The organism is Sphingopyxis flava, from assembly GCF_900168005.1.
In the GTDB taxonomy this organism is placed as follows: Bacteria; Pseudomonadota; Alphaproteobacteria; order Sphingomonadales; family Sphingomonadaceae; genus Sphingopyxis; species Sphingopyxis flava.
This window is the reverse complement of sequence record NZ_FUYP01000010.1, coordinates 48,820-71,188: the sequence shown is the minus strand read 5'-3', so window position 1 is coordinate 71,188 and position 22,369 is coordinate 48,820. Positions and strand designations below refer to the sequence as shown.

General features: G+C 65.0%; 26 protein-coding genes. 15 read left to right on the top strand and 11 right to left on the bottom strand.

All coding sequences use genetic code 11. The features are described 5' to 3' along the window. Positions 1-56: 56 nt before the first annotated feature. Positions 57-653, bottom strand: coding sequence for an FMN-dependent NADH-azoreductase (locus B5X69_RS09870; protein WP_079638530.1), 597 nt, complete (start codon positions 651-653; stop codon positions 57-59). A gap of 89 nt (positions 654-742) precedes the next feature. Then, positions 743-1,438, bottom strand: a complete 696-nt coding sequence (locus B5X69_RS09865) for a pirin family protein (RefSeq protein WP_079638529.1) — start codon at positions 1,436-1,438, stop codon at positions 743-745. Between the two features lie 139 nt (positions 1,439-1,577). Here B5X69_RS09865 and B5X69_RS09860 point away from each other — a divergent pair, with 139 nt between their 5' ends. Further along, entirely contained in the window at positions 1,578-2,513 is a 936-nt protein-coding gene (locus B5X69_RS09860) for a LysR family transcriptional regulator (protein ID WP_079638608.1), read from the top strand. Positions 2,514-2,715: 202 nt separating this feature from the next. Beyond that, positions 2,716-3,423, top strand: coding sequence for a response regulator transcription factor CtrA (ctrA, locus tag B5X69_RS09855; RefSeq protein ID WP_053554599.1), 708 nt, complete (start codon positions 2,716-2,718; stop codon positions 3,421-3,423). A 75-nt stretch (positions 3,424-3,498) separates the two neighbouring features. Here the strand turns inward: ctrA and B5X69_RS09850 are convergent, their stop codons facing one another. The 3 genes from B5X69_RS09850 to B5X69_RS09840 all read right to left on the bottom strand — a co-directional run bounded on the left by B5X69_RS09850 (position 3,499) and on the right by B5X69_RS09840 (position 5,342). Further along, positions 3,499-3,933, bottom strand: coding sequence for a PilZ domain-containing protein (locus B5X69_RS09850; RefSeq protein ID WP_079638528.1), 435 nt, complete (start codon positions 3,931-3,933; stop codon positions 3,499-3,501). 166 nt (positions 3,934-4,099) lie between these two features. Then, positions 4,100-4,609: a hypothetical protein gene (locus B5X69_RS09845; protein ID WP_245798690.1), complete on the bottom strand. Its 510-nt coding sequence runs from the start codon at positions 4,607-4,609 to the stop codon at positions 4,100-4,102. Positions 4,610-4,820: 211 nt separating this feature from the next. Further along, the gene (locus B5X69_RS09840) at positions 4,821-5,342 is read right to left on the bottom strand and encodes a hypothetical protein (RefSeq protein WP_079638527.1); all 522 of its coding nucleotides are present in this window, start codon (positions 5,340-5,342) and stop codon (positions 4,821-4,823) included. A 247-nt stretch (positions 5,343-5,589) separates the two neighbouring features. Here B5X69_RS09840 and B5X69_RS22250 point away from each other — a divergent pair, with 247 nt between their 5' ends. The 5 genes from B5X69_RS22250 (at position 5,590) to B5X69_RS09820 (ending at position 8,997) form a co-directional block, all read left to right on the top strand. Then, on the top strand, positions 5,590-5,724 hold the full coding sequence (locus B5X69_RS22250; protein ID WP_281250929.1) for a hypothetical protein: 135 nt from the start codon (positions 5,590-5,592) through the stop codon (positions 5,722-5,724). Between the two features lie 37 nt (positions 5,725-5,761). After that, entirely contained in the window at positions 5,762-6,454 is a 693-nt protein-coding gene (locus tag B5X69_RS09835) for a DsbA family oxidoreductase (protein WP_245798689.1), read from the top strand. Between the two features lie 57 nt (positions 6,455-6,511). After that, positions 6,512-6,841: a hypothetical protein gene (locus B5X69_RS09830; RefSeq protein ID WP_079638526.1), complete on the top strand. Its 330-nt coding sequence runs from the start codon at positions 6,512-6,514 to the stop codon at positions 6,839-6,841. A gap of 136 nt (positions 6,842-6,977) precedes the next feature. Then, positions 6,978-7,235, top strand: coding sequence for a DUF2171 domain-containing protein (locus B5X69_RS09825; protein ID WP_079638525.1), 258 nt, complete (start codon positions 6,978-6,980; stop codon positions 7,233-7,235). A gap of 178 nt (positions 7,236-7,413) precedes the next feature. After that, complete coding sequence (locus tag B5X69_RS09820) at positions 7,414-8,997, top strand: sulfatase-like hydrolase/transferase (RefSeq protein ID WP_139375738.1); 1,584 nt, start codon at positions 7,414-7,416, stop codon at positions 8,995-8,997. Positions 8,998-9,071: 74 nt separating this feature from the next. Here the strand turns inward: B5X69_RS09820 and B5X69_RS09815 are convergent, their stop codons facing one another. The 3 genes from B5X69_RS09815 to B5X69_RS09805 form a co-directional block, all read right to left on the bottom strand. After that, complete coding sequence (locus B5X69_RS09815) at positions 9,072-9,548, bottom strand: hypothetical protein (RefSeq protein WP_079638523.1); 477 nt, start codon at positions 9,546-9,548, stop codon at positions 9,072-9,074. Positions 9,549-9,761: 213 nt separating this feature from the next. Further along, positions 9,762-9,911, bottom strand: a complete 150-nt coding sequence (locus B5X69_RS21435; RefSeq protein ID WP_176141561.1) for a hypothetical protein — start codon at positions 9,909-9,911, stop codon at positions 9,762-9,764. A gap of 65 nt (positions 9,912-9,976) precedes the next feature. After that, complete coding sequence (locus B5X69_RS09805; protein ID WP_079638521.1) at positions 9,977-11,062, bottom strand: DUF2332 domain-containing protein; 1,086 nt, start codon at positions 11,060-11,062, stop codon at positions 9,977-9,979. A gap of 38 nt (positions 11,063-11,100) precedes the next feature. Here B5X69_RS09805 and hisG point away from each other — a divergent pair, with 38 nt between their 5' ends. The 5 genes from hisG (at position 11,101) to B5X69_RS09780 (ending at position 16,846) form a co-directional block, all read left to right on the top strand. Next, a complete protein-coding gene (hisG, locus tag B5X69_RS09800; RefSeq protein WP_079638520.1) occupies positions 11,101-11,757 on the top strand; it encodes an ATP phosphoribosyltransferase in 657 nt (218 codons plus the stop codon). Further along, entirely contained in the window at positions 11,744-13,042 is a 1,299-nt protein-coding gene (gene hisD / locus B5X69_RS09795; RefSeq protein WP_079638519.1) for a histidinol dehydrogenase, read from the top strand. The genes hisG and hisD overlap by 14 nt, the downstream gene beginning before the upstream one ends. Then, complete coding sequence (nusB, locus tag B5X69_RS09790; protein ID WP_079638518.1) at positions 13,039-13,503, top strand: transcription antitermination factor NusB; 465 nt, start codon at positions 13,039-13,041, stop codon at positions 13,501-13,503. Before hisD ends, nusB begins: the two co-directional genes overlap by 4 nt. 120 nt (positions 13,504-13,623) lie before the next feature. Then, a complete protein-coding gene (thiL, locus tag B5X69_RS09785) occupies positions 13,624-14,553 on the top strand; it encodes a thiamine-phosphate kinase (protein WP_079638517.1) in 930 nt (309 codons plus the stop codon). A 184-nt stretch (positions 14,554-14,737) separates the two neighbouring features. After that, the gene (locus B5X69_RS09780) at positions 14,738-16,846 is read left to right on the top strand and encodes a sodium-translocating pyrophosphatase (protein ID WP_079638516.1); all 2,109 of its coding nucleotides are present in this window, start codon (positions 14,738-14,740) and stop codon (positions 16,844-16,846) included. 110 nt (positions 16,847-16,956) lie between these two features. Here B5X69_RS09780 and B5X69_RS09775 read toward each other — a convergent pair whose 3' ends face one another. Further along, positions 16,957-17,775 (bottom strand): SDR family NAD(P)-dependent oxidoreductase, encoded by an 819-nt coding sequence (locus B5X69_RS09775; protein WP_079638515.1) that lies wholly within the window; start codon positions 17,773-17,775, stop codon positions 16,957-16,959. A 312-nt stretch (positions 17,776-18,087) separates the two neighbouring features. On the opposite strand from B5X69_RS09775, the gene B5X69_RS09770 reads away from it, so the two are divergent. Then, positions 18,088-18,615 (top strand): CarD family transcriptional regulator, encoded by a 528-nt coding sequence (locus B5X69_RS09770; protein WP_053553831.1) that lies wholly within the window; start codon positions 18,088-18,090, stop codon positions 18,613-18,615. Positions 18,616-19,040: 425 nt separating this feature from the next. Here B5X69_RS09770 and truA read toward each other — a convergent pair whose 3' ends face one another. Beyond that, positions 19,041-19,781, bottom strand: coding sequence for a tRNA pseudouridine(38-40) synthase TruA (gene truA, locus B5X69_RS09765; protein WP_079638514.1), 741 nt, complete (start codon positions 19,779-19,781; stop codon positions 19,041-19,043). After that, entirely contained in the window at positions 19,778-20,698 is a 921-nt protein-coding gene (gene fmt, locus B5X69_RS09760; RefSeq protein WP_079638605.1) for a methionyl-tRNA formyltransferase, read from the bottom strand. Before fmt ends, truA begins: the two co-directional genes overlap by 4 nt. A gap of 35 nt (positions 20,699-20,733) precedes the next feature. Here fmt and recR point away from each other — a divergent pair, with 35 nt between their 5' ends. Together recR and def are read left to right on the top strand one after the other, a co-directional pair. After that, entirely contained in the window at positions 20,734-21,330 is a 597-nt protein-coding gene (gene recR / locus B5X69_RS09755; protein WP_079638513.1) for a recombination mediator RecR, read from the top strand. 463 nt (positions 21,331-21,793) lie between these two features. Further along, positions 21,794-22,327 carry a peptide deformylase gene (def, locus tag B5X69_RS09750; RefSeq protein ID WP_079638512.1) on the top strand — a complete coding sequence of 178 codons (534 nt, stop codon included), beginning with the start codon at positions 21,794-21,796 and terminating at the stop codon, positions 22,325-22,327. The last annotated feature ends 42 nt before the right edge of the window (positions 22,328-22,369 follow it).

The following is a 22,369-nucleotide window of genomic DNA, read 5'->3' as shown; positions in this document are numbered from 1 at the left end:
TGGATGGAAACAAGGTGGACCGCCGCCGGGGAGGGGGGCGGCGACCCCGGGGGGTGTCAGGCGGCCTCTTTCACCGCGTCGATCGCAGTTGCCGCGCGGGCCATGGCCGCGCTGTCGGTCTGATGGCCGTCGGCGGCGATGAACTCGACGTCGCGAATGCCGATGAAGCCGAGGATATGTTTAAGATAGGCGCTCGCAAAATCGACCTGGCTGCCGAGCGCAACGCCGCCCGAGGCGAAGACGACAAAGGCGCGCTTGTCCTTCAGCAGCCCTTCGGGTCCGGCTGCGGTGTAGCGGAAGGTGCGGCGCGCGCGAGTCACCTGGTCGATCCATGCCTTGAGCGCGGCGGGAATCGAGAAATTGTAGATGGGGGCGGTGATCACGATGGTGTCGGCCCGCTCGAGCTCACCGATCAGCTCGTCGGACGCGGCCAGCACATTTCTTTGTTCGTCGCTGCGCTCGGCTTCGTCGGTAAAGTTTGCGCCGACCCAGGCTTCGGTGAGCATCGCAGGCGGGGCCGCATGGAGATCGCGGCGAGTGACGGTCGCGCCATAACTCTGCTCGACGAGGCGGGCTTCGAGCTGGTCGGCGAGCGCACGCGTCGTCGAACCCTGGGTGCGGGCGCTCGCATCGATGCGAAGAATGTGGGTCATGGCAAAGACTCCGTGGGCAGCTTGGAAAGGATCGCGAAAAGGGTGGGCCGCCGCCGCGAGGGAGGGGCGGGGCGGCGGCCCGGGGGGTGTCAGAGGCTGTCGACCAGGACGAGTTCGGCATCGTCGAGCGCTTCGACGGTGATGGTGCCGACGTCGCGGATCGCAATGCCGTCGCGAGGGCTTGCATCCTCGCCATTGACGCGGATGCGGCCTTTGGCGGCGACCAGATAGGCGTGGCGACCGGCGTCGAGGTCGTAGGCGACCGTCTCGCCGGCGTTCACCGTCGCCGCTGCGACGCGGGCGTTGGCGCGGATCGGCAAGGCGTCGTCTCCATCAATCCCGCTTGCGAGCGTCACGAAGCTGCCCGAACGGTCGGCTTTTGGAAAATCGCGCTGACCCCAGCCGGGATTGCCGCCCGCCTGATCGGGGAGGATCCAGATCTGGAACAGCGTGGTTTCTTCATCTTCGAGGTTGAACTCGCTGTGGGTGACGCCGGTGCCCGCGCTCATCACCTGGACATCGCCCGCCGCGGTGCGGCCGCTGTTGCCCATCGAGTCGCGATGGGTGATCGCCCCGGTGCGGACATAGGTGATGATTTCCATGTCGCGGTGCGGGTGGGGAGGAAAGCCCGACTGAGCCGCGATGGCATCGTCGTTCCAGACGCGCAGCGCACCCCAGCCCATGCGGCTTTCGTCATGATAATTGGCGAAGGAAAAATGGTGACGGGCATCGAGCCACCCGTGGTTCGCGTGGCCCAGCGTCTCGAATTTGCGAATGTCGATCATGGGGCAATCCTTTCACTTGGGGAGGCTTGTGCCGCGATTGCGGCTGCGGCCTTTTTTTCCGTTGGGGCCAACATAGCGATTGGGATTGTTTCTAAAATAGCATATATAGAAAACTATCGTTTCCATTTGGAGGGTGTTCGTGGCGCTTCCCGATTATGAAGGCTGGGCCTGTTTCGTCGCCGTTGCCGACGGCGGCAGCTTTACTGCTGCTGCGGCTCAGCTTGGAATATCAAAGGCGAGCGTTTCGAAGGCGGTCACGCGGCTCGAGGCGTCGCTCGGCATCACTTTGCTCCATCGCAGCTCCCGCGTCGTCGCCGTGTCGACCGCGGGCGCGGGACTGCTCGATGAGGCGCGTGCGATGGTGGCGGCGGCGACCGCTGCAACCGAGGCGGCGCGCGGCGACCGCGTCGACCTTGCAGGTCCGATCCGCCTTGCAGCACCGATGAGCTTTGGCATCAAGGTGCTCGGTCCACCGCTCGCCGCCTTTCTCGAGCAGCACCCGGCGGTGGAGGTCGAGGTGATTTTGAACGATGCGCGCAACGATCTTGTCGCCGAGGGAATCGACCTCGCGCTGCGGATCGCGAGCCTTGATGATTCCGCTCTGCTCGCACGCACCATTGCGCCGGTCGCAGCGTCAGTGATGGCAAGCCCTGCATATCTTGAAAGGAACGGGACGCCCCGCCACCCGCTCGAACTCGCGCGTCACCGGCTCGTGGGCTATGGGCACCGCGAACGCGCGGCCCCGCTGCGCTTCCACCGCGGCACCGAGGAGGCAGCCGTGGTGCCGAGCGGCCCCTTGTTCGTGAACAATGGCGACATCGCGGTGCCGTGGCTCCTCGCGGGGGGCGGGATCGCCATGCTCCCCGATTTCATTGTCGAAGAGGAACTCGCGGCGGGAAGGCTCGTGCGCATCCTGAGCGACTGGTCGCTTCCGCAGGCGCATCTGCACCTTCTCTCGCCCCCGTCACGGCTGCGTCCGGCGCGTGTGCGCGCCCTTTCGGACTATCTGGTCGATGCCTTGAAACGCTCCTGCGGCCGCGTGGGAGAGCTCGCGGCGGCGGATAAAGAGGCATGAACCTGCAGCGCCTGAGGCCTCGCAATTCGTTGCGACTCGTGGATTCCTGCGGGTTAAGCCAAAATTAACCTTTTCCCTTCATTAGTTTCGTGGTTAATGGTCCGGCAGTCCCGCAACAGGGGACCGATCCGCCGCGGACGATTACGATGGCCCGGCGATCGGTTCGCGGGGCTCTCGTGGGAAACAGTCGAAGGGGTGCCCAATGCGTGTATTGCTGATCGAGGACGAGCCGACGACCGCGAAGGCGATCGACACGATGCTCACCACAGAGGGCTTCAACGTCTATACAACGGATCTGGGCGAAGAAGGCCTGGATCTCGGCAAGCTCTATGATTACGACATCATATTGCTCGACCTTAATCTGCCGGACATGCACGGCTATGATGTGCTGAAAAAGCTGCGCACCGCAAAAGTTCAGACGCCGGTGCTGATCCTCTCGGGTATCTCCGAAATGGATTCCAAGGTGCGCTCCTTTGGCTTTGGCGCCGATGACTATGTCACCAAGCCGTTCCACCGCGACGAGCTGGTTGCGCGCATCCATGCGGTTGTCCGCCGCTCGAAGGGGCACAGCCAGAGCGTGATCAAGACCGGCAAGCTTGCGGTCAATCTCGATACCAAGACGGTCGAGGTCGACGGCGTGCGCGTGCATCTGACCGGCAAGGAATATCAGATGCTGGAACTTCTGAGCCTTCGCAAGGGCACAACGCTGACGAAGGAAATGTTCCTCAATCATCTCTATGGCGGGATGGACGAGCCGGAACTCAAGATCATCGACGTCTTCATCTGCAAATTGCGCAAGAAACTCGCGCTGGCCTGCGGGGGCGAAAATTATATCGAAACGGTCTGGGGCCGCGGCTATGTGCTGCGCGACATCGACGACGACGGCAACGAAGTACGCCGCGTCGCCTGACGCCTCTACTGTCTGGTCGTGTAAAGCCGGTGCGGGAGCGTCCGCGCCGGCTTTTCTTATGCATGGGGGACGTTCCTAGCGCTTGCGGCCGTAGTGGCCGGGGAGCGGCTGGGTTTGCGTCAGACCCGGCCGCCAGGCCGAAACCCTGGGCGGCGGCATGATCTGGAAGTCGGCGTGGCTGTCCGCGGTCACCAGCGTGTCGGAATGCGCGGAACGGAGCCGGCCGGGAAAAATCTCCGCATCGGTCTCGAGCCCGAACCGGTGGTCGACGACCCAGCGGACGGTGCCCATCATCGGGTCGTGCCCGGGGAGGAACAGCGTGACCCGCTCGCCAAGATTGAGGGTGTGCGGCGCCTTGCCGCCGATCCCCCTCTGCGACACGTTGCGGATCGTCACGTCAAATTGTCCGAAGCGCGAACAGGCGAGCGCGGCCTTTACCAGGCGCGACTGGCGCGGCTGGCGCTTTTCGTCCGCGCCTGCGGACTCGGATCCGGTCTCGAAATCAGACATGCGCAACCCATAGCTGCCGTCCGGTCCCCCACGTCCGGATGGCGATTATTGTCCATGGACGGTTATAAACAAGGAAGGTAAATATTCGGTCATCATCCGCCGCGATCCAAAGGCAAGAAGCCCACCGGCCGATTGGCAGGCGGGCTCCCTTGCACCTCTTGGCTGCTTAGCGCAGACCCGAGAGCTTCAGATCATGGATGCGGCCGTAACGGATGCTGCAGCTGAACTTGCCCTTGTCATAATAGCCGCCGCGGCCCCAGCGCCCGCCGTACCCATCGCGGACCACGACGCGGCCCTTGACCTTGTACCCGTCGCGCTTGCGGTCAACGCTCGTCACCTGGGTGACGTCGGCGCGGCCATATCGGCTTGCGCTGCGCTGGGCGGCGCGGACGCACTGGTCGACCGCGGTGCGGCTGTTGCCATAGCGACCATAATCATAGCCATAGCCGTAGCGCGGGTCGTTATAGCGGTCGCGATAGTCGTAACGGTCGTTGTTCGAGGACAGGATCGCTGCGAGCCCGCCGAGCACCACCGCGCCGGCGATGATCTCGCCTGCGCTGATGCCGTCGCGGTCATAACGGTCGCGCGCCATTGCAGGTGTGGCGCTCATCAACGCGCCGGCGGTGGCCACACCAATTGCGGCCTTGGTCAAAGACGTTTTGATCATCTCAGCCATGGTTCGGTCTCCTTCACCGTCAGGCAGCGCGAACTCGCAGCCTGTTGAAGACGATTTACCAGCGCGGGAGTGACGGGGTGCTGAACCCCTTGCTTATCTGAGGTTCAGCCGTCGTTGGCTGGCGTTCATCTTGAGGCCCCATGTCCACTGGCCAGCCGCAACCAGGCCGCCGCGCGCGAAGCGCTGCGATCAAGCAGGGGTCGCGCCCGCTTCAGCCAAAGCTGACGTCGATCACGCGGCCGCCGCGATAGCTGCAGGCAAAGCTGCGCACCTCGCCATCGGGCTGCGACACCGTGCCGGTGACCGAGAGACCGCGGGCGCCGGGACGAACATCGGTGATGCTTTCGACGCGCGCGCCATCGCCAAGTTCGCCTTCGGCCGCCCAGCTGCACGCGTCGCTCGCGCGCGCTTCGGCTTCGCCCGTACCATAGGCGCCGTCCTCATAGGGGCGCGCGTCACGCGGCTCGTAATCAGCATCTCTGCGCGGGTCATCGCGATAGGGCGGTTCATAGCGGCCATCGCGGTCGCGCTTCTGCTTGCTCGCAGCGCTTGCAATCGCAGCGATCGCGCCGATCACGAACAGACCGCCGATCACGTCGCCGGCATCGATCCGGTCATGATGGCGGTGACCCCAGCCGCCATGGCGGCCGCGCGCTTCGGCGGGTGTGGAGCTCGCGCCGATGGTGGTGACGAGAACCGCGGCGGCGGTTGAGAGGCCAGTCAATCTGCGCATCTTTGAAATGACTCCATGGGCGGGCGGCGGGCACCCCGCCCCGCAATGACGCCCATAGCCGCCCCTGGCTTTCGCGCGGCTGAACCGAGAGAAAAACAGGATGTGCCCTTGCTGGGTCACCGCTGGGCGATGCTTCGCGCCGGCGGCGCTGAATTTTCACGCGCCATTGCTTGTGCTTTTGCCAATTATGTGAGTAACTCGCCTGCAAGGTCGCTTCCCGTTTCTTTGTGGTGGAAAGGAACCATGGATGTCCGACGAAGAGAAGCGCAGCAGTCCCGATCGGCGGTCGGGCGACCGCCGTGCCAGCGACGCTCCCGATTACGAAGGGACCGAGCGCCGCAAAGGCGAGCGGCGCAGCGGCAAGGATCGTCGCACGCGCTGATGCGATAGCCGGGCGCCGCGCACGAAGGAGAATTGCCGTGACCCTATCGCCTCGTCCCTTGCTCGCCGTCGACATTGTGTCCGACGTGATGTGCCCATGGTGCATCATCGGCTGGCTGAAGTTTGAAAAGGTCATCGCGCATTTTGCGGGGCGGCTCGATTTTCGGGTCCAGTGGCATCCTTTCGAACTCAATCCCGACATGCCGCCCGAAGGCGAAGATTCGGTGGAACATGTGATCCGCAAATATGGCATCACGCCGGATCAGAGCCGGGCGAACCGCGACCGCCTGGCGGGAATCGCCGCCGATCTTGATTTCAGCTTCAACCGCGGGCCGGGTTTTCGAATGCGCAACAGCTTTGATGCGCATCGCCTGCTGACCTGGGCAGGAGCGCTCGAAGAGCCGGACCAGGCAGGTCCGACCGGCGTGCAGACCGCGCTCAAGCTTGCGCTCTTTCGCGCCCATTTCACTGACAATCGCGATGTGAGCGACCATGGCGTTCTTGCTGACATCGCAGCGTCAGTGGGGCTCCCCGCCGACCGCGCGGCGGCGATACTCGCCTCCGGCGACTATGCCGAAATGGTGCGCACCGAAGAGGCTTATTGGGCTGACCGGAATATTAGCGGCGTTCCCGCCTTCATTCTGGGCGGGCGGATGCTGATACCGGGGGCGCAGGAACCCGAGGCCTTCATTCGCGTGATCGAGCGCAAGGTGCTCGCCGACGCCGCCTGAAGGAACAGCGAAGCGAGGCTGCGCGTTGAACCGGTATCCATCCTGAAGGAGCCGGCCATGAACGAGACAAGCACTCCATTCCCCGCGCGCGATGCCCGCGATCCCGGCGCGCCCGAAGCGGTCAACCGCGAGCAGCGCGACGACGAGGCTCAGGCGCAAAGCGTCGCCGAGGACGCGCAAAGCGGCCGCAGGCTCGCCGACAGCGACAAGACGCCCTCGCAGGGCCCGGACGACGATAGCCAGGATCTTGTCGACCATATGCGCCAGATGGAGCGGTCGGGACGGATCGACATGGATGCCTATCGGGGCGAGCGCAGCGATGACGACGAGGAAGGCGAACTCGGTCCGGGCGGGATCGACGACGATGAACCCCGCGGCGCGCCCTGATCCGGGATCGATGCGGCGATGGAGGCTGGCGACAATTTCGCCCGGCTCGTCGGGGAAGGTGGGAGCATAATGGGATCCGGCGCGTATGACGAAGAGGCTCGCGCGGCGGGTTGCGCGGGCGGCAAGGAGAGAGACGATGGCCGAGCATGACCACAGCGCGATCAAGGAGAATATGAAGGTGGTGGGCGCGGACGGCGTTCATATTGGCACCGTCGATCACCTCGAGGGCGAGCGGATCAAGCTCACCAAGAGCGACAGCCCGCAGGCCGGGGACGGGGAAGGTGCGCGGCATCACTATCTCCCCGCTGGTCTTGTCGCCTCGGTGGATGGTGACACGGTGCGGCTCTCGGCAAGCGCTGCGAACGCTGCCGATCTCTTCGAGGAAGAGGGCTGACGAGAGTTTGACGAGATAATCAGAGGGCTGGAGCCGCAATCCGGCGCTCCGGCACTGAAACTGGCCCGTCCTCCCCTGGGGCGGGCCATTTCCTTTGGCACGAACGCGGCTGCTTGCGATCGCTTCGTGCTTTTTCAACGCTTGCCCGTTATGACTGTCGGCGATGAGGGACGCGGGGATGAGCGAGGCCCGCCGCAGGACGCGCGGCGGCGGGGTGAAAATGGCGGCGGCTGTGCTGCTCTTTGCAGCCGGCTTTGCGCTCGCCAACCGCTTTCAGCTCGTCCACTCGGTGCTTTACCGTTTCGCCGCCGGCGATCCGGCAAGCGCCGCGGCGGCCTTCGCATTTCTTGCTGTGCAAGCCGCGGTGCTGCTCGCCCTTATCTGCCTCTTGCCCCGTCGCTGGTGTGCCGCGCTCCTCGCGCTCGCCGGCGCATCGATCCTCGTCAACCTCGGCTACGGGCAGGTGGTCGGCGCGCCGCTCGACGCCGCGACGCTCGGCTGGATGCTGGCCGAAGCGCGGCAGGCAGGGGCTGCTGCAGGCGAATTCGGTGCGCCGCTGCTTTTTGCCGTCGTGCAGACGGCACTGGCGCTGGCTCTGCTTGCTGCCGCGCGGGTGCTCGCGCGGCAGAGCGGATGGCTCCCGGCCTGGCCGCGCGCGCTGCCGCCGCTCCTGATCCTGCTCATCGCCCCCAGTCTTGCAGCGCGCCTTCTTGGCCTCTGGCCCGAAAGCGCCGAGCGCAATCTTTACGGCCTTGGCTGGGAGGTTGTGACGGCCGAAGCGCCGCCGCCGCGCGCCGCGCCGGCGCTCAGGCCGACGCGCGAGGGAGCTGCGCTCGCGCCGCGCCATATCGTCTGGGTGGTCGACGAGAGCGTTGCGCAGGCGCCGTTCGAGCGCATCATCGCGCCGCTTATCGCCGATATTCCGCACCTCGATTTCGGGGTGGCAGCTTCCATGGCCAATTGCTCCGCCCCGGCCCATGTCGCGCTGCGATCGGGCGTCGATGTGCGCCGCGCCGGCCCCCAAACCGATTTGCGGCGCACGCCCTCTATCTGGGGCTATGCGCGCGCGGCGGGCTACCGCACGCTGCTGATCGACGGGCAGACGAGCGGGGCACCGCAAAATCTGCTTCTCCCGCCCGAACGCGCCCTGATTGACACCGTCCTCTCGATGAAAGGGGGGATCGACACCGACCTTCAGATTGCCGATCGGCTGAACGCCGAGATCAAGCGCCCGGGGCGAACGTTCAGCTATGCGGTGCTGCGCGGGGTACATTTCCAGTACCGCGACCATTATCCGCTCGGGACAATTCCCGCCGACGCGCCCGCCGCTCGGCAATATGCGACCGCGCTCGCCTGGTCGAAGCGGCGCTTCTTCGCGCGCTTGCTCGCAGGGGTCGACCGCCGGGACGTTGCCATTGTCTATACGTCGGACCACGGGCAGAATCTGACGCCTGGCGCCTTGCCGCACTGCAGCCGCGAGCCCGTGGCCGACGAATTTCGCGTGCCGCTGCTTGCGTTTCTGCCCGCGCGTTTTGCCGAGGCCTATGCCCAGGCGCCGCGCAAGGGACATTCGGCAAGCCAGATCCTGCCCGCAACGCTTGGATGGATGGGCTATGACAAGGCGCTCGCTGCGGCGCGCTACGACAATGATCTGACGCAGCCCAGCGCGCGCTACGTCTGGTTCGGCCGTGCGGTGATTCCGCTCAGGGCCGGCGACGAGGTTGAGGTGCACGCTGGAAAGCGCTTTCCCGGCATGAAGTGAAGGCGCCGGAGCCTTGGGCTCCGGCGCCTTCATGCGCGGCCGGGGGGGGGATGGCCGCGCAGGGGCTCGTTCGGTCAGCGACCGGGGTTCGCAGCGTCGGTTTCGGCGGCGGCAGCGCCGCGCGCCTCGAGCTCGGCCTTGGGCAGCTTGGTCACAAGGCCGTGCGCGGTGCCTGCTGCATGGCTGTAGAGAGCCGAGAGAGGAATATTGTAGAGCTTGCCATCGCTGACAACCACGGCGTTGTCACCGTCAATGCTTTGCACCGTTCCGATGCTGTTGCCCTTGGAATCGGTCACATTCGCGCCCGCGCGCACATCTTCGCGCGCCGCGAGCTTGAGGTCGGTGCTGCCGATTGCGTCATTTGCGGTCTGGTCGACCTGATCGACGACGCCGCCCACGGGCTGGGTCACATCCTGGACCACGCCGCCTGCAACGCGACCGGGATCGACGCTGCCGCCAACTTGCCCGGCAACGCCGGTATCAAGCTGGGCGAGGGCGGGCGCGGCCACTGCAGCGGCGCTTGCCGCGAGAAGAATGAGGGTCTTGCGCATGATCAATCTCCTGGCTGTTCCCCCTTGGATTTCAAAGGAGCCGCCCGCACGACATGGATCCCGCGCGAGCGGCCGAATGAGGGGGCTACGAACAGAAGATTCGATCGTTCCCGGATTTGCGCGTCAATGCGGTGGGCGGGCGCTGAGCTGCGGCGAGCCGTCGCCCGAAAGACTGTCCTGGCTTTCGGGCGACCTATCGCGTCCGCGTGCCCGTCAGTGCGGCTTGCGCGAGGGCGCGATCAGCTTGTTGAGCGTTGCGATTCGCTGTCGCTCCCGAGTCCAGTCACGTTCGGGATGGGCCTGGATCTGGTCGAGGAGGACGGCGAGTTCCTTGCGGCGGTCGCCTTCGGTTACGGCCTGCATGGGCATTCTCCTTTCCGCGCGCAGCATAGCATGGTTCGGCCCGATACCCAAAATCGAAAGGCGCATCATGCGGGCGCGGTCCATTCGATCCAGGCCCCGTGGGGATGCGCGCTCCCCAGCATCACCGGTTCGCCGTCGCCGGGCCAGTATCGCACGCTCAGCTCGTGCCGGTGCAGCGTCCGGTTCGCCTCGAGCGCGATCCAGGCGAGCGGCCGCTCGGGCGTGGCGCGCGCGCCTGCATCCTCCATCGCCTGGCTCACCCGCGCCTGCTCTTCATCGGGCACATATTGCCAGACGATCGAGTGCATGAGGACGCGCGTCGTCCCTTCGGCCTGCGGCTTTGCAAGCTCGGCCTCGACGAAATCCGCCGCGTTCATCCGCACCAGATCGGGCGGGTCGGCCTTGGCCGCTGCGATCGCTGCCTCGATGCGGCCGAAGCGGACATGATGCTCGGGCCAGATATAGGCTTTGAGCCGCAGCGCCTCGGCAGGGTCGGTCAGATCTACGGGCGCAACGTCGCAGCCCCGCGTGCTCGCAATTGCAATGGGGTGCTGCGGCGGGTGCGCGCCGCGCCACTCGGGCGCAAAGCTCATCACGCTGGGCTGCGGCCCGACCACGACTCCTGCCAGATCATAATGATAGCGGCCGAGCATCAGGTTGATCCCCGCGCTCGATCCGATTTCGAGGCATTGAAAGCGCGGCGGCAATGGCCGGTCGGCAAGCCACAGCATCGCTGCGATGAAATTGGCCGAGCGCCCCGCCTCGTTGGTCTGCGGCGGGCCGCCGAGCCAGGGGAGCAGGGCCGCCTCGTGCCGGCGGACGACGCCGGCAACGATCGCAGCGTCATTGATATCTTCGGCATTGGCGTAGATGGGCGAAAGCTCGGGCGCGGCGCCCGCGAGATGAAGCGCGTGGAGTCCGCCGGCTACCCGCAGCGGCAAGGCGTCGGCGAGCGGCGCGCCTGGCCACTCGGCGATCTGCCGCGCGAAGTCGGTCGCGGGCTTGTCGAGAAGGCTGGCTGCCGCGGCGACTATCCGCGCCGTCACCGGCGCCTCGGCGGCGCGGCAATAAGCGACCTGGTTCGAAAATGCGGTGCGCACGGCGTCGGGGCCGGCTTGTGCCATGTCGACAAACTGATAGCGCTCGCTCATTGCCCTTTCTCCCGCCGCCGCTTAAAGGCACGGCGTTTATGCCCGAACCGATCATCTTTGCTATCCCCAAAGGACGCATCCTCGATGAAGCGCTGCCACTGCTCGCGCGTGTCGGGGTCGAGCCTGCGCCGGATTTCTTCGACCCCAAGAGCCGTGCCCTCGTGTTCGGGACCAACCGGCCGCATATCTCCCTGATCCGCGTGCGCGCCTTCGACGTTGCGACCTTTGTTGCCCATGGCGCGGCGCAGCTCGGGATCGTCGGATCGGACGTCGTCGACGAGTTCGATTATTCTGAGCTTTACGCGCCCGTCGACCTCGGCATCGGCCATTGCCGCCTGTCGCTCGCGGGGCCCGAAGGCAGCGCGCCGCCGGGGCTGGGCGAAAGCCATATCCGCGTTGCGACCAAATATCCCTCGACCACGCGCCGCTGGTTCGAGGCGCAGGGCATCCAGGCCGAATGTATCAAGCTTAACGGCGCGATGGAAATTGCGCCGAAGCTCGGGCTCGCATCGCATATTGTCGATCTGGTTTCGACAGGGCGCACGCTGGTCGAGAATGCGCTCGCCGAGCAGACGGTGATAAGCGAGGTATCGGCGCGGCTGATCGTCAATCGCGCGGCCTTCAAGCTGCATTCGGCCGAAGTGCCCGCGCTGGTCGAGAGATTCCGGCAGGCGGTCGGCCATGCGCCGGCTTGACGCCTCGGACCCTGGCTTTCCAGCTGCCTTCGACGCGCTGGTAAATGACCGGCGCGAGAGCGCGTCCGACGTTTCGGCCGACGTCGCTGCGATCATCGCGCGGGTCAAGGCTGAGGGCGATGCGGCGCTCGCAGACTATACCGCAAGGTTCGACCGCTTCGACCTCGATGCAAAAGGCTGGAGCATCTCGAAGGAAGACTGCGCTGCGGCCTATGAGGCGCTCGATCCCGTGCTCGGCGCCGCGCTCGATCTCGCAGCCGAGCGCATCCGCGCCTATCATGCCGCGCAGCGGCCTGAGGACCGCGACTATCGCGACGCCGTGGGCGCCCGGCTCGGCGCGCGCTGGCGCGCGGTCGATGCAGCGGGGGTTTATGTGCCCGGCGGGCGCGCCGCCTATCCCTCCTCGGTTCTGATGAACATCCTCCCGGCCAAGGTCGCAGGGGTCGAGCGTATCGTGATGGTTACGCCGACGCCCGATGGCGCGGTCAATCCCGTCGTGATGGCAGCCGCGCATATCGGGGGGGTCGACGAAATCTTTCGGATCGGCGGAGCGCAGGCGATCGCGGCGCTCGCCTATGGCACGCGGCGGATTGCGCCCGTCGATGTCATCACCGGCCCCGGCAACGCCTGGGTCGCTGAGGCGAAGCGCCAGCTTTACGGGGTCGTCGGCATCGACATGGTTGCGGGCCCCAGCGAAATTGTCGTCATCGCCGACGCGAAAAATGACCCGCACGTCATTGCCGCCGACCTTTTGAGCCAGGCCGAGCATGACCCGACAAGCCAGTCGATCCTCTTCACCGACGACGGCGATTTCGCCGACGCGGTCGCCGCGGCGGTTGCGCATGTGATCCCGACGCTCGCAACTGCGCCGACGATGCAGGCAAGCTGGGCCGAAAATGGCGCGGTCATCGTCGTTCCGGCGCTCGCCGACGCGGTCCCGCTCTGCGACCGGCTGGCGCCTGAGCATCTCGAACTCGCGGTGGACGCGGCCGAGGCCGACGCCCTCTTCAGGGCGGTGCGTCATGCAGGGTCGGTCTTCCTGGGCCGCCAGACGCCCGAGGCGATCGGCGACTATGTGGCGGGGCCCAACCATGTTCTGCCCACCGGTCGCCGCGCGCGCTTTTCGAGCGGGCTGTCGGTCACCGACTTCATGAAGCGCACCAGCTTTCTCGCGCTCGACGAGGATGCGCTGGCGGCGATCGGCCCCGCCGCGGTTGCGCTCGCGACCGCGGAAGGCCTGCCCGCCCATGCGCTCAGCGTCCAGAACAGATTGAAACAGTCATGAGCAAGTACACAAATCGCAGCCAGCCCCGCTCCGCCGCCCGCCTCGCCGCGGTGCAGGCGCTCTATCAGCATGAGATGGAAAATACGCCCGTCGCGCAGCTGATCCACGAATTCCACCAGCACCGTATCGGCGCCATTATCGAAGATGCCGAATATGCCGATGCGGACGTGCCTTTCTTCGACGATATCGTGAAAGGCGCGATCGCGAGGGCCGGCGAGGTCGACGCGGCGATCACGGCGCGGCTCGCGAGCGGCTGGACGATGGAGCGGCTCGACCGGACGATGAAGGCCATCCTGCGCGCCGGCGCCTATGAGCTGATCGCCCGCACCGACGTGCCCGTCGGCGCGGTCGTCAGCGAATATGTCGACGTGGCGAAGGCCTTCTTCGATGCGCGCGAAGCGGGCTTCGCCAATGGTCTGCTCGATGCGATCGGCAAGGCGGTGCGGGGAACCAGCGCCTGAATAGTCCGTTCGTATTCTCCGACGCCTGCGATCCCCGCCAGCCTGGCGCGGCCGCGATAGTATCTCGGTTCGGCGCGAGGTGATGGACAGCAGATGTCGCCCGGTCGACGTGAGGGGTCTATGAGCGAAGCCGAATTCATTTCCCGTCTGCGGAGCATCGCGACCGACCCCGCTGCGCGGGGACTCGCCGATGATGCGGCGGTTTGGGAAGGATTGGTCCTCACCCACGACATGATCATCGAGGGCATCCATTTCCTGCCCGACGAAAGGCCGCAGGACGTCGCGTGGAAACTGGTCGCGGTGAACCTCTCCGACCTCGCTGCGAAGGGCGCGGCGCCGCTTGGAGTTCTCCTTGGCTACAGTCTGGGCGACGACGCGTGGGACAAGGCCTTCGCGGACGGTCTCGATATCGCGCTGCGCCGCTTCGGCTTGCTGCTGCTCGGGGGCGATACGGTGCGCGCGCCGGCCGGCGCACCGCGCAGCTTTGGCCTCACCGCAATCGGCCGCGCTCCTGAAAAGGGCGCGCCATCGCGCAGCGGCGCGCGGCCAGGCGACCAGATCTGGGTTACAGGAACGATCGGCAATGCGGGCGTTGGACTTGCGATGCGGCTGGGTGAGGTTGAGTCCAATGAAACCTGCCTCGACGCCTATCGCCGCCCGCAGCCGCAACTCACCTTCGGCCAGGCGGTCGCGCCCCATGTCCACGCGATGATGGATATATCCGACGGCCTCATCATCGACGCAGGACGCATGGCGGAGGCGAGCGGCTGCCGCTTGGGGATCATGCTGGAATCATTGCCTTTGTCGGCGGCATTGCTTGCAGTTCGCCCCGATGTGGTCGACACCCGGATGGCCGCGGCCACCGCCGGCGATGACTATCAGCTTCTTTTCGCGGCCGACCCGGCTGAAGCTGCCGCGATCCGTGAGATCGCCGAGGGGCTCGACGTCAGGGTGACACTGCTCGGTCACACCGCGGTGGGCGAGGGGGTGATGCTGACCCACAAGGCGCAGAGGGTCCCGCTTCCCGAGCGGCTGGGTTTCATGCACTAAAATCGCGTGGAGCCCGCCCCTTCATAATGCGGGCTTGTGCTTAGCATTCTTTCTTCCCATAACCCGGCCGTTAAAAATTTTGGGGCGGTCGCATCAGGGGAGAGGGCGAGCCGGCAACAATAAGTCGGACGTTCGACTGCTATCTATGCGTTCGCCCTTCTCATTGGGGAAGGAACAGACACGCATGAATCCGGTTTTGATCGCGATAGCGTGCGGCCTTTTGGCTGTGCTCTATGGGTTCATTACCTCGCGGCAGGTGCTTGGCGCCTCGGCGGGGAATGAGAAGATGCAGGAAATCGCTGCGGCGATTCAGGAGGGCGCGCAGGCCTATCTGAAGCGCCAATATACCACCATCGCCATCGTCGGCGTCGTCGTCGCCGTCATCATCCTTGCGACGCTCGGCGGCGTTTCCGCGACGGGCTTTGTCATCGGTGCGATCCTCTCCGGGGTCGCCGGATTCATCGGCATGAACATCTCGGTGCGCTCGAACGTCCGTACCGCTGCGGCCGCGCAAAAGGGGCTGCAGTCGGGCCTGACGCTCGCCTTTCGCGCCGGCGCGATCACCGGCATGTTGGTCGCGGGGCTCGCTTTGCTCGCCATCTCGGTCTTCTACTGGTTCTTGACCACCCAGATGGGCAAGGGCGTCGGCGGTGAGGACCGCACCGTCGTCGACGGGCTCGTCGCGCTCGCGTTCGGCGCTTCGCTGATCTCGATCTTCGCGCGTCTTGGCGGCGGCATCTTCACCAAGGCGGCCGACGTCGGTGCCGACCTCGTCGGCAAGGTCGAGGCGGGCATTCCCGAGGATGATCCGCGCAATCCCGCGGTGATCGCCGACAATGTCGGCGATAATGTCGGCGACTGCGCCGGCATGGCAGCCGACCTTTTCGAAACCTATGTCGTCACTGTCGGCGCGACGATGGTGCTCACGGCGCTGCTCCTGAAGGGCGCAGGCGACCTATTGGGCGGGCTGATGGCGCTGCCGCTCCTGATCGGCGGGGTCTGCATCGTCACCTCGATCATCGGCACCTATTTCGTGCGTCTTGGCAACTCGAACAATGTCATGGGCGCGATGTACAAGGGCTTCCTCGTCTCGGCGATCCTGTCGATCGCCGGCATCTGGTTCGCGACCAGCTACGCGCTTGGCAGCATGGAAGCCGTGATCCCCGGCACCGATTACACCGGCCGCTCGCTCTTCTATTGCTCGCTGCTCGGGCTCGTCATCACCGGACTGATCATCTGGATCACCGAATATTATACCGGCACCGGCTTCCGTCCGGTCCGCTCGATCGCCAAGGCGTCGGAAACGGGCCACGGCACCAATGTGATCCAGGGTCTTGCGATCAGCCTTGAGGCGACGGCGCTGCCGACGCTCGTGATCGTTGCCGGCATCATCATCGCCTATCAGCTCGCCGGACTCATCGGCATCGCCTATGGCGCAACCGCGATGCTCGCGCTTGCCGGCATGGTCGTTGCGCTCGACGCTTATGGTCCGGTCACCGACAATGCGGGCGGCATCGCCGAAATGGCGGGACTCGACGATTCGGTCCGGGAGAAGACCGACCTGCTCGACGCGGTTGGCAACACCACCAAGGCGGTCACCAAGGGTTATGCGATCGGCTCGGCGGGCCTTGCAGCGCTGGTACTCTTTGCAGCCTATACGACCGATCTTCGGGAATTCTTCCCGGACCTGTCGGTCGATTTCAGCCTTGAAAATCCGTATGTCATCGTCGGCCTCCTGCTCGGCGCCCTATTGCCCTATCTCTTCGGTGCGATGGGCATGACGGCGGTCGGCCGCGCGGCGGGCGACGTGGTGAAGGACGTGCGCGAGCAGTTCGCGAACGACCCCGGCATCATGGCGGGAACCTCCAAGCCCAACTATGCGCGCACGGTCGACCTCGTCACCAAGGCGGCGATCAAGGAGATGATCGTCCCCTCGCTGCTGCCCGTGCTGGCTCCGATCCTCGTCTATTATGTGATCAGCTGGGTCGCGGGCGACCAGGCGGCGGGTTTTGCCGCGCTCGGCGCGCTGCTCCTCGGTGTGATCGTTGGCGGGCTCTTCGTCGCCATCTCGATGACCGCGGGCGGCGGTGCTTGGGATAACGCCAAGAAATATATCGAGGATGGCAACCACGGCGGGAAGGGCAGCGAAGCCCACAAGGCCGCGGTGACCGGCGATACCGTCGGCGATCCCTACAAGGATACCGCGGGACCGGCGGTGAACCCGATGATCAAGATCACCAACATCGTCGCGCTGCTCTTGCTCGCGGCGCTCGCGGGTCACGCGGCCGGCTGACCCTTGCCGCAAAGGCGAAGAAGAAGCCCCGCCGGAGCGATCCGGCGGGGCTTTTGCTTGGCGGGCGAGGGATGAGGGAGCGGTCGCTCACATTCCTCAGGGAAGCTGCCTCAGGGCGCCGTTGCGGCGCCCATCTGCCGTGCATAGCCGGCCTGCACCATCGCATTCATCCGGTCGAACAATGCATCAGGATCGCCGCGGCGCAGTCCGGGAACTTCGGCCTCGGCGCCCTCGGCGACAATGATCTCGCGCTTGCCGGCTTCCACCGCATCGACAATCCGCTCTGCAGCGGTTTCGGGCGCGAGGCCATTGTCGATGGCCTTGTCGCTTGTGCCCCGCACGCTGCCGTCGGCGTTGAGCGCGTTGCGGCTGACGTTGGTTGCCACCGATCCCGGGGCGACGACGAGGACTTTGAGACCGAGATGCTCGTTTTCGGCGCGCACCGCGTCATGATAGCCGATGAGCCCGTGCTTCGCCGCCGAATAGGCGCTGCGCAGCGGGATGCCGGCGATCCCTGCGACGCTCGATATGGCAACGATCTGCCCGCCGCCTGCCGCAAGCATGCGCGGCAAAAGCTGCTGCGTCAGCGCGATCGGCGCGAGGAGATCGACGTCGATGATCTTCTGATAGACCGCAAAATCGGTGTCGACAGCGAGGCTGCGCTGCGAGATGCCGGCATTGTTGACAAGTCCGTCGATCCGGCCGCCCCAGTTCCAGGCCTCCTCGACCAGGCGGGGGAGGGCTTCATAGTCGGTCGCCTCGAAGGGAAGGATCATCGTGCCGGGGCCGATGTCCCCCGCCGCCGCCTCGAGCGCTGCGACGTTGCGCCCCGAGAGAATCAGCTTTGCGCCTCGCGCAGCGAGACTGCGCGCCAGCGCCGCGCCGATCCCTGACGACGCACCCGTTACCCACCAGACTTGATCCTTCATGTCATCATTCCCATCTCATTTCCGTAGCAAGGTGAAACGGACTGGAATCCTCGTCAAGCCGCTGATTCCGCGGATTTCGGCGCGGGGTGGCAATTTTGTTGCGACTCTGCTATAATAAATGTCAACGCGTCGAACTTTTCCCCCGCATCGCCGTTCGCGGCGGGCATCGTCCGGCGTTCCGATGGAGCCATATCCCTTGCCACTTTAACGGGCTAGCGCCGACCCAGTTGCTCGATCCCCCTCTTATGCGAGGGCCGGATGCACCGGAGTTTTGACGCTGACCTTGCGGCAAGATCAATGAAAGGAACCTGCATGTCCGCAAATACCCTCCTCTTCGAAGTCGGAGACTATGTCGTTTATCCCAAGCATGGCGTGGGGCGCGTCATCGAACTGCAGAAGTCGGAAATCGCCGGCATGCAGCTTGAGCTTTATGTGCTGCGCTTTGAGAAGGAAAAAATGACTCTGCGTGTCCCGACCAACAAGGCGGAAGGCGTGGGGATGCGCAAGCTGTCGTCGGACAAGACGCTGAAGGAAGCGCTGCAGGTGCTCACGACCAAGCCGAAGGTGAAGCGCACCATGTGGTCGCGCCGCGCGCAGGAATATGAAGCGAAAATCAACTCGGGCGACCTTGTGTCGATTGCCGAGGTGACCCGCGACCTGTTTCGGGCCGACGACCAGCCCGAACAGAGCTATTCGGAGCGTCAGATCTTCGAGGCGGCATCGAGCCGCCTCGCGCGCGAACTCGCCGCGATGGAGGAAAGCGACGAAAAGACCGCGCAGGCGAAGATCCTCCAGATCCTCAACGAGCATGCGCCGCTTTACTACACCGAAAAGGCCTAAGCGTCTCGTAAGGCTATAAAGGAAGGGCGGTTCGAGAGGGCCGCCCTTTTTCCGTAGGCGGTTCCGCGCTCAGGCGCTCGTCCGGAAATCCGAGCGACGCTGCAAACGGCGTTTCCCCAGCTGCTGTCAATTCGGCAGCGCCGGGTACGGCCATGACGGCAGTTCCCTAATCCTTCTGAGCATCGCGAATGATCGCGCGATAGATATTGGCCGGAATGCTGTTTGCTTTCCGCTGCATCCCTCGGGGTCCTTGTGCCGAAGAAGGATGACCTTCTCAAAAAAATCGCCGCTTGATCTACGTGGGATCAGGCCGGTGGCAGCTATCCCCCGGTTCTTCGATGCGAATCCTGCGCCCGGCCCAATGTGTATCTTGAAACGGCGATTATGGAAGGGCAGGGCACGTGACCGATCGCATCCGGCTTGCCCTACGGATATCGTGCTTCAACGAAATAGAGCCCGTCGGGCGGCGCATTCAGCCCGAGCGCACTGCGCTTCGCGGCGCCGAGAGCTGCCTTGAGGTCGCGCGCCGACCATTTTCCTTCGCCAACCATCACGAGGCAGCCGACCATCGAGCGCACCTGATGGTGGAGGAAGCTACGCGCTGCGGTTTCAACGATGATCTCATCGCCATGGCGGCTGACACTGATCCGGTCGAGGGTCTTGACCGGGCTTGCCGCCTGGCAGTGCACCGAGCGGAACGTCGTGAAATCGTGCCGGCCGACGAGCAACTGCGCGGCGCCGTGCATCGCGCCGGCATCGAGCGGCTTTGCAACCTGCCACGATAGCCCCTTGTCCCAGGTCAGCGGCGCCCGGCGGTTGACGATGCGATATTCATAGGAGCGTCCGATGCACGAAAAGCGCGCATGCCAGTTATCGGCGACCGTCTCGCATGCGAGAACCGCGACCGGGGCGGGGCGAAGCTGCGCATTCAAGGCTTCCATCAGCCGGAAGGGCGTGATCGGCTTTTCGATATCGACATGCGCGCGCATCGCGATCGCGTGGACGCCCGCATCGGTGCGTCCTGCGCCATGCACGGCGGCGTCCTCGCCGGTAATGCGCGTCGCCGCTTCCTCGATCGCCTGCTGGACGCTCGGCCCATGCGATTGGCGCTGCCAGCCCATGAAAGGGCGGCCGTCGAATTCGATGGTGAGGGCGAAGCGGGTCAAGCGAGCCGTGTCCCTTTGGGAATCGCGCGCCCGCGAAGGAGTTCCGCTGCGTCCATCGCCGGCTTGCCGGCCCGCTGCACGCGCCTCGCGCGGATCGCGCCGGGATTGCACGCGACCGTCAGCGCGTCGTCGAGGGTCACGCCCGGCGCCGCGCCGGCGACTGTTTCCGCCGGGTGGACCACATCGGCTGCGAGCAGCTTGTAGCGTTCACCCTCGAGCTCGAAAAACGCGCCTGGGGCGGGGTTGAAAGCGCGGATCTGGCGTTCGACCTGCACGGCGCTGGTCAGAAAATCGAGCCGCGCCTCGCTCTTGTCGATCTTCGCGGCATAGGTTGCGCCTTCCTCGGGCTGCGGCTCGGGCGCAAAGGCGTGAAGGTCGCTCAGCGCCTTCACCATCAGCTGCGCGCCCATCGCCGCGAGCTCGTCGGTGAGTTCGCCCGCTGTCTTTTGACCGATTGGTGTGCGCCCGATCAGCCGCATCGCGCCGGTGTCGAGCCCGGCGTCCATTTGCATGATCGTCACGCCCGTCTCGGCGTCTCCTGCGAGGATTGCGCGCTGTACCGGCGCCGCGCCGCGCCAGCGCGGGAGGATCGAGCCGTGAACGTTGAGGCATCCCGCGCGCGGCGCATCGAGGATCGCCTGCGGAAGAATGAGGCCATAGGCCGCGACCACCGCGACATCGAGGTCGAGCGAGGCGAAGTCCGACTGTTCCTCAGCGCTCTTCAAGCTCTTCGGGGTGCGCACGAAAAGACCGTTGGCTTCGGCCCAGAGATGCACCGCGCTCATCTGCAGTTTCTTGCCGCGCTGCGCCGGACGCGGCGGCTGGGTATAGACGGCCGCGATCTCATGCCCCGCCGCGTGCAGTGCGGCGAGCGTCGGCACCGCAAAGGGCGGCGTTCCCATGAAGGCGATGCGCATTGTCATTTCCAGCGCGCCGCTTAAGACCATCCGTCATGGCATCGCAAGAGATTGAAGCTCTCGTCCAGCAACTTGCCCGGCTCCCGGGCCTTGGTCCGCGCTCGGCGCGGCGGGCCGTGTTGCACCTTATGAAGAAGCGCGAGACCGCCTTCGCGCCGCTTCTCGCTGCACTCAAGACCGTGTCGGAGCGCCTCGTGACCTGCGGGATATGCGGCAATGTCGACACGCAGGACCCATGCGCAATCTGCGCGGATCCGCGCCGCGAGCAGCGCAGTCTGTGCGTCGTCGAGGAGGTGTCGGACCTTTGGGCGCTCGACAAATCGCGGCTCTTTCCCGGCAAATATCATGTGCTGGGCGGCCGGCTGTCGGCGCTCGAGGGCGTGCGGCCTCAGGACCTCAGCATCGACGCGCTTGTAAGCCGCGTCGCCGCGGGGGGCATCGATGAAGTCGTGCTCGCAATGAACGCAACGCTCGAGGGGCAGACGACCGCGCATTATCTCGCCGAGCGGCTCGAGAGCTATCCGGTGCGTCTGACGCAGCTTGCACACGGCCTCCCGGTCGGCGGCGAGCTCGACTATCTCGACGAAGGAACGCTGGCGCAGGCGCTTCGGGCGAGGCGGCCGGTGGGATGACAATGAACTTGCCATCGGTATGCCTCGTCTCAGTGCTGCTATTGTCGGCTTGTTCTTCCTCGAAGAATGTTCATCCGACCGGGGGGTGAAATCGCAAAGCGGAAAAAGGGCTCCTCGATGGGCATAGGTGCGTGGGAAACCGTGAGGGCTGACGGCGAACCTATGGTCGCTTTCCAATTTTCGCCCAGGAGAGAGCGGCAGCCTCGAAGCGCGAGAAAAGCTTGGAGCGACTGGAAAATTTTGCCGCGCGGATGACCGCGTTCAAGCTGGAGCGCGCGGACAGGCAATCGATTATAGCGGGTCGCACGAAGCCGAAAAGCTACGATATTTTGCCCGCCGGTGGGCGGATCGAGCGCAATGGCCTCGGGGAGTGGCTTTGCGATCCTTCTGGACGAACCCTATCTCGATTGCGAGAAACGCGCAGCCCCTTGACCCCGCGCCCCCGCGATCATACCTCGCACCCATGGCTCTGCTTCCCATCATAGAGACCCCGGACCCCCGGCTGCGCGTCATTTCAAAACCGGTCGAGAGGTTCGACGCCGAGCTGAAGCAGCTCGTCTCCGACATGTTCGAGACGATGTACGACGCGCCCGGGATCGGTCTTGCGGCGATTCAGGTGGGGGTGGCGAAGCGCATCCTCGTGATCGACCTTCAGGAAGTCGATCCGGAGGATGAAGAGGGCAAGCGCGTGATCCGCAATCCGCGCGTCTTCATCAATCCTGTTTTCTCCGATTTCTCAGAAGAGCATAGCGTCTATCAGGAAGGCTGTCTGTCGGTCCCCGAGCAATATGCCGAGGTGACGCGCCCTGCCGAAGTCACGGTCGATTGGCAGGACGAGGACGGCCATCATCACCGCGAACGCATGACCGGTCTCATGGCGACATGCATCCAGCACGAGCATGATCATCTGGAAGGCATTCTCTTCATCGACCATCTGTCGCGTCTGAAGCGCGAAATGGTGCTCAAGAAGCTCGCCAAAATGCGCAAGGCGGCCTGATCGCCGTCGCTAGGCGAAAAAGTCTGCGTCGCCGACAATCAT

Excerpts from the sequence above, each read along its gene's own strand:
- B5X69_RS09870 (WP_079638530.1), bottom strand. The coding sequence starts at position 653 with ATGACCCACATTCTTCGCATCGATGCGAGCGCCCGCACCCAGGGTTCG.
- B5X69_RS09865 (WP_079638529.1), bottom strand. The coding sequence starts at position 1,438 with ATGATCGACATTCGCAAATTCGAGACGCTGGGCCACGCGAACCACGGG.
- ctrA (WP_053554599.1), top strand. The coding sequence starts at position 2,716 with ATGCGTGTATTGCTGATCGAGGACGAGCCGACGACCGCGAAGGCGATC.
- B5X69_RS09850 (WP_079638528.1), bottom strand. The coding sequence starts at position 3,933 with ATGTCTGATTTCGAGACCGGATCCGAGTCCGCAGGCGCGGACGAAAAG.
- B5X69_RS09845 (WP_245798690.1), bottom strand. The coding sequence starts at position 4,609 with ATGGCTGAGATGATCAAAACGTCTTTGACCAAGGCCGCAATTGGTGTG.
- B5X69_RS09840 (WP_079638527.1), bottom strand. The coding sequence starts at position 5,342 with ATGCGCAGATTGACTGGCCTCTCAACCGCCGCCGCGGTTCTCGTCACC.
- B5X69_RS22250 (WP_281250929.1), top strand. The coding sequence starts at position 5,590 with ATGTCCGACGAAGAGAAGCGCAGCAGTCCCGATCGGCGGTCGGGCGAC.
- B5X69_RS09830 (WP_079638526.1), top strand. The coding sequence starts at position 6,512 with ATGAACGAGACAAGCACTCCATTCCCCGCGCGCGATGCCCGCGATCCC.
- B5X69_RS09825 (WP_079638525.1), top strand. The coding sequence starts at position 6,978 with ATGGCCGAGCATGACCACAGCGCGATCAAGGAGAATATGAAGGTGGTG.
- B5X69_RS09820 (WP_139375738.1), top strand. The coding sequence starts at position 7,414 with ATGAGCGAGGCCCGCCGCAGGACGCGCGGCGGCGGGGTGAAAATGGCG.
- B5X69_RS09815 (WP_079638523.1), bottom strand. The coding sequence starts at position 9,548 with ATGCGCAAGACCCTCATTCTTCTCGCGGCAAGCGCCGCTGCAGTGGCC.
- B5X69_RS21435 (WP_176141561.1), bottom strand. The coding sequence starts at position 9,911 with ATGCAGGCCGTAACCGAAGGCGACCGCCGCAAGGAACTCGCCGTCCTC.
- B5X69_RS09805 (WP_079638521.1), bottom strand. The coding sequence starts at position 11,062 with ATGAGCGAGCGCTATCAGTTTGTCGACATGGCACAAGCCGGCCCCGAC.
- hisG (WP_079638520.1), top strand. The coding sequence starts at position 11,101 with ATGCCCGAACCGATCATCTTTGCTATCCCCAAAGGACGCATCCTCGAT.
- hisD (WP_079638519.1), top strand. The coding sequence starts at position 11,744 with ATGCGCCGGCTTGACGCCTCGGACCCTGGCTTTCCAGCTGCCTTCGAC.
- nusB (WP_079638518.1), top strand. The coding sequence starts at position 13,039 with ATGAGCAAGTACACAAATCGCAGCCAGCCCCGCTCCGCCGCCCGCCTC.
- thiL (WP_079638517.1), top strand. The coding sequence starts at position 13,624 with ATGAGCGAAGCCGAATTCATTTCCCGTCTGCGGAGCATCGCGACCGAC.
- B5X69_RS09780 (WP_079638516.1), top strand. The coding sequence starts at position 14,738 with ATGAATCCGGTTTTGATCGCGATAGCGTGCGGCCTTTTGGCTGTGCTC.
- B5X69_RS09775 (WP_079638515.1), bottom strand. The coding sequence starts at position 17,775 with ATGAAGGATCAAGTCTGGTGGGTAACGGGTGCGTCGTCAGGGATCGGC.
- B5X69_RS09770 (WP_053553831.1), top strand. The coding sequence starts at position 18,088 with ATGTCCGCAAATACCCTCCTCTTCGAAGTCGGAGACTATGTCGTTTAT.
- fmt (WP_079638605.1), bottom strand. The coding sequence starts at position 20,698 with ATGCGCATCGCCTTCATGGGAACGCCGCCCTTTGCGGTGCCGACGCTC.
- recR (WP_079638513.1), top strand. The coding sequence starts at position 20,734 with ATGGCATCGCAAGAGATTGAAGCTCTCGTCCAGCAACTTGCCCGGCTC.
- def (WP_079638512.1), top strand. The coding sequence starts at position 21,794 with ATGGCTCTGCTTCCCATCATAGAGACCCCGGACCCCCGGCTGCGCGTC.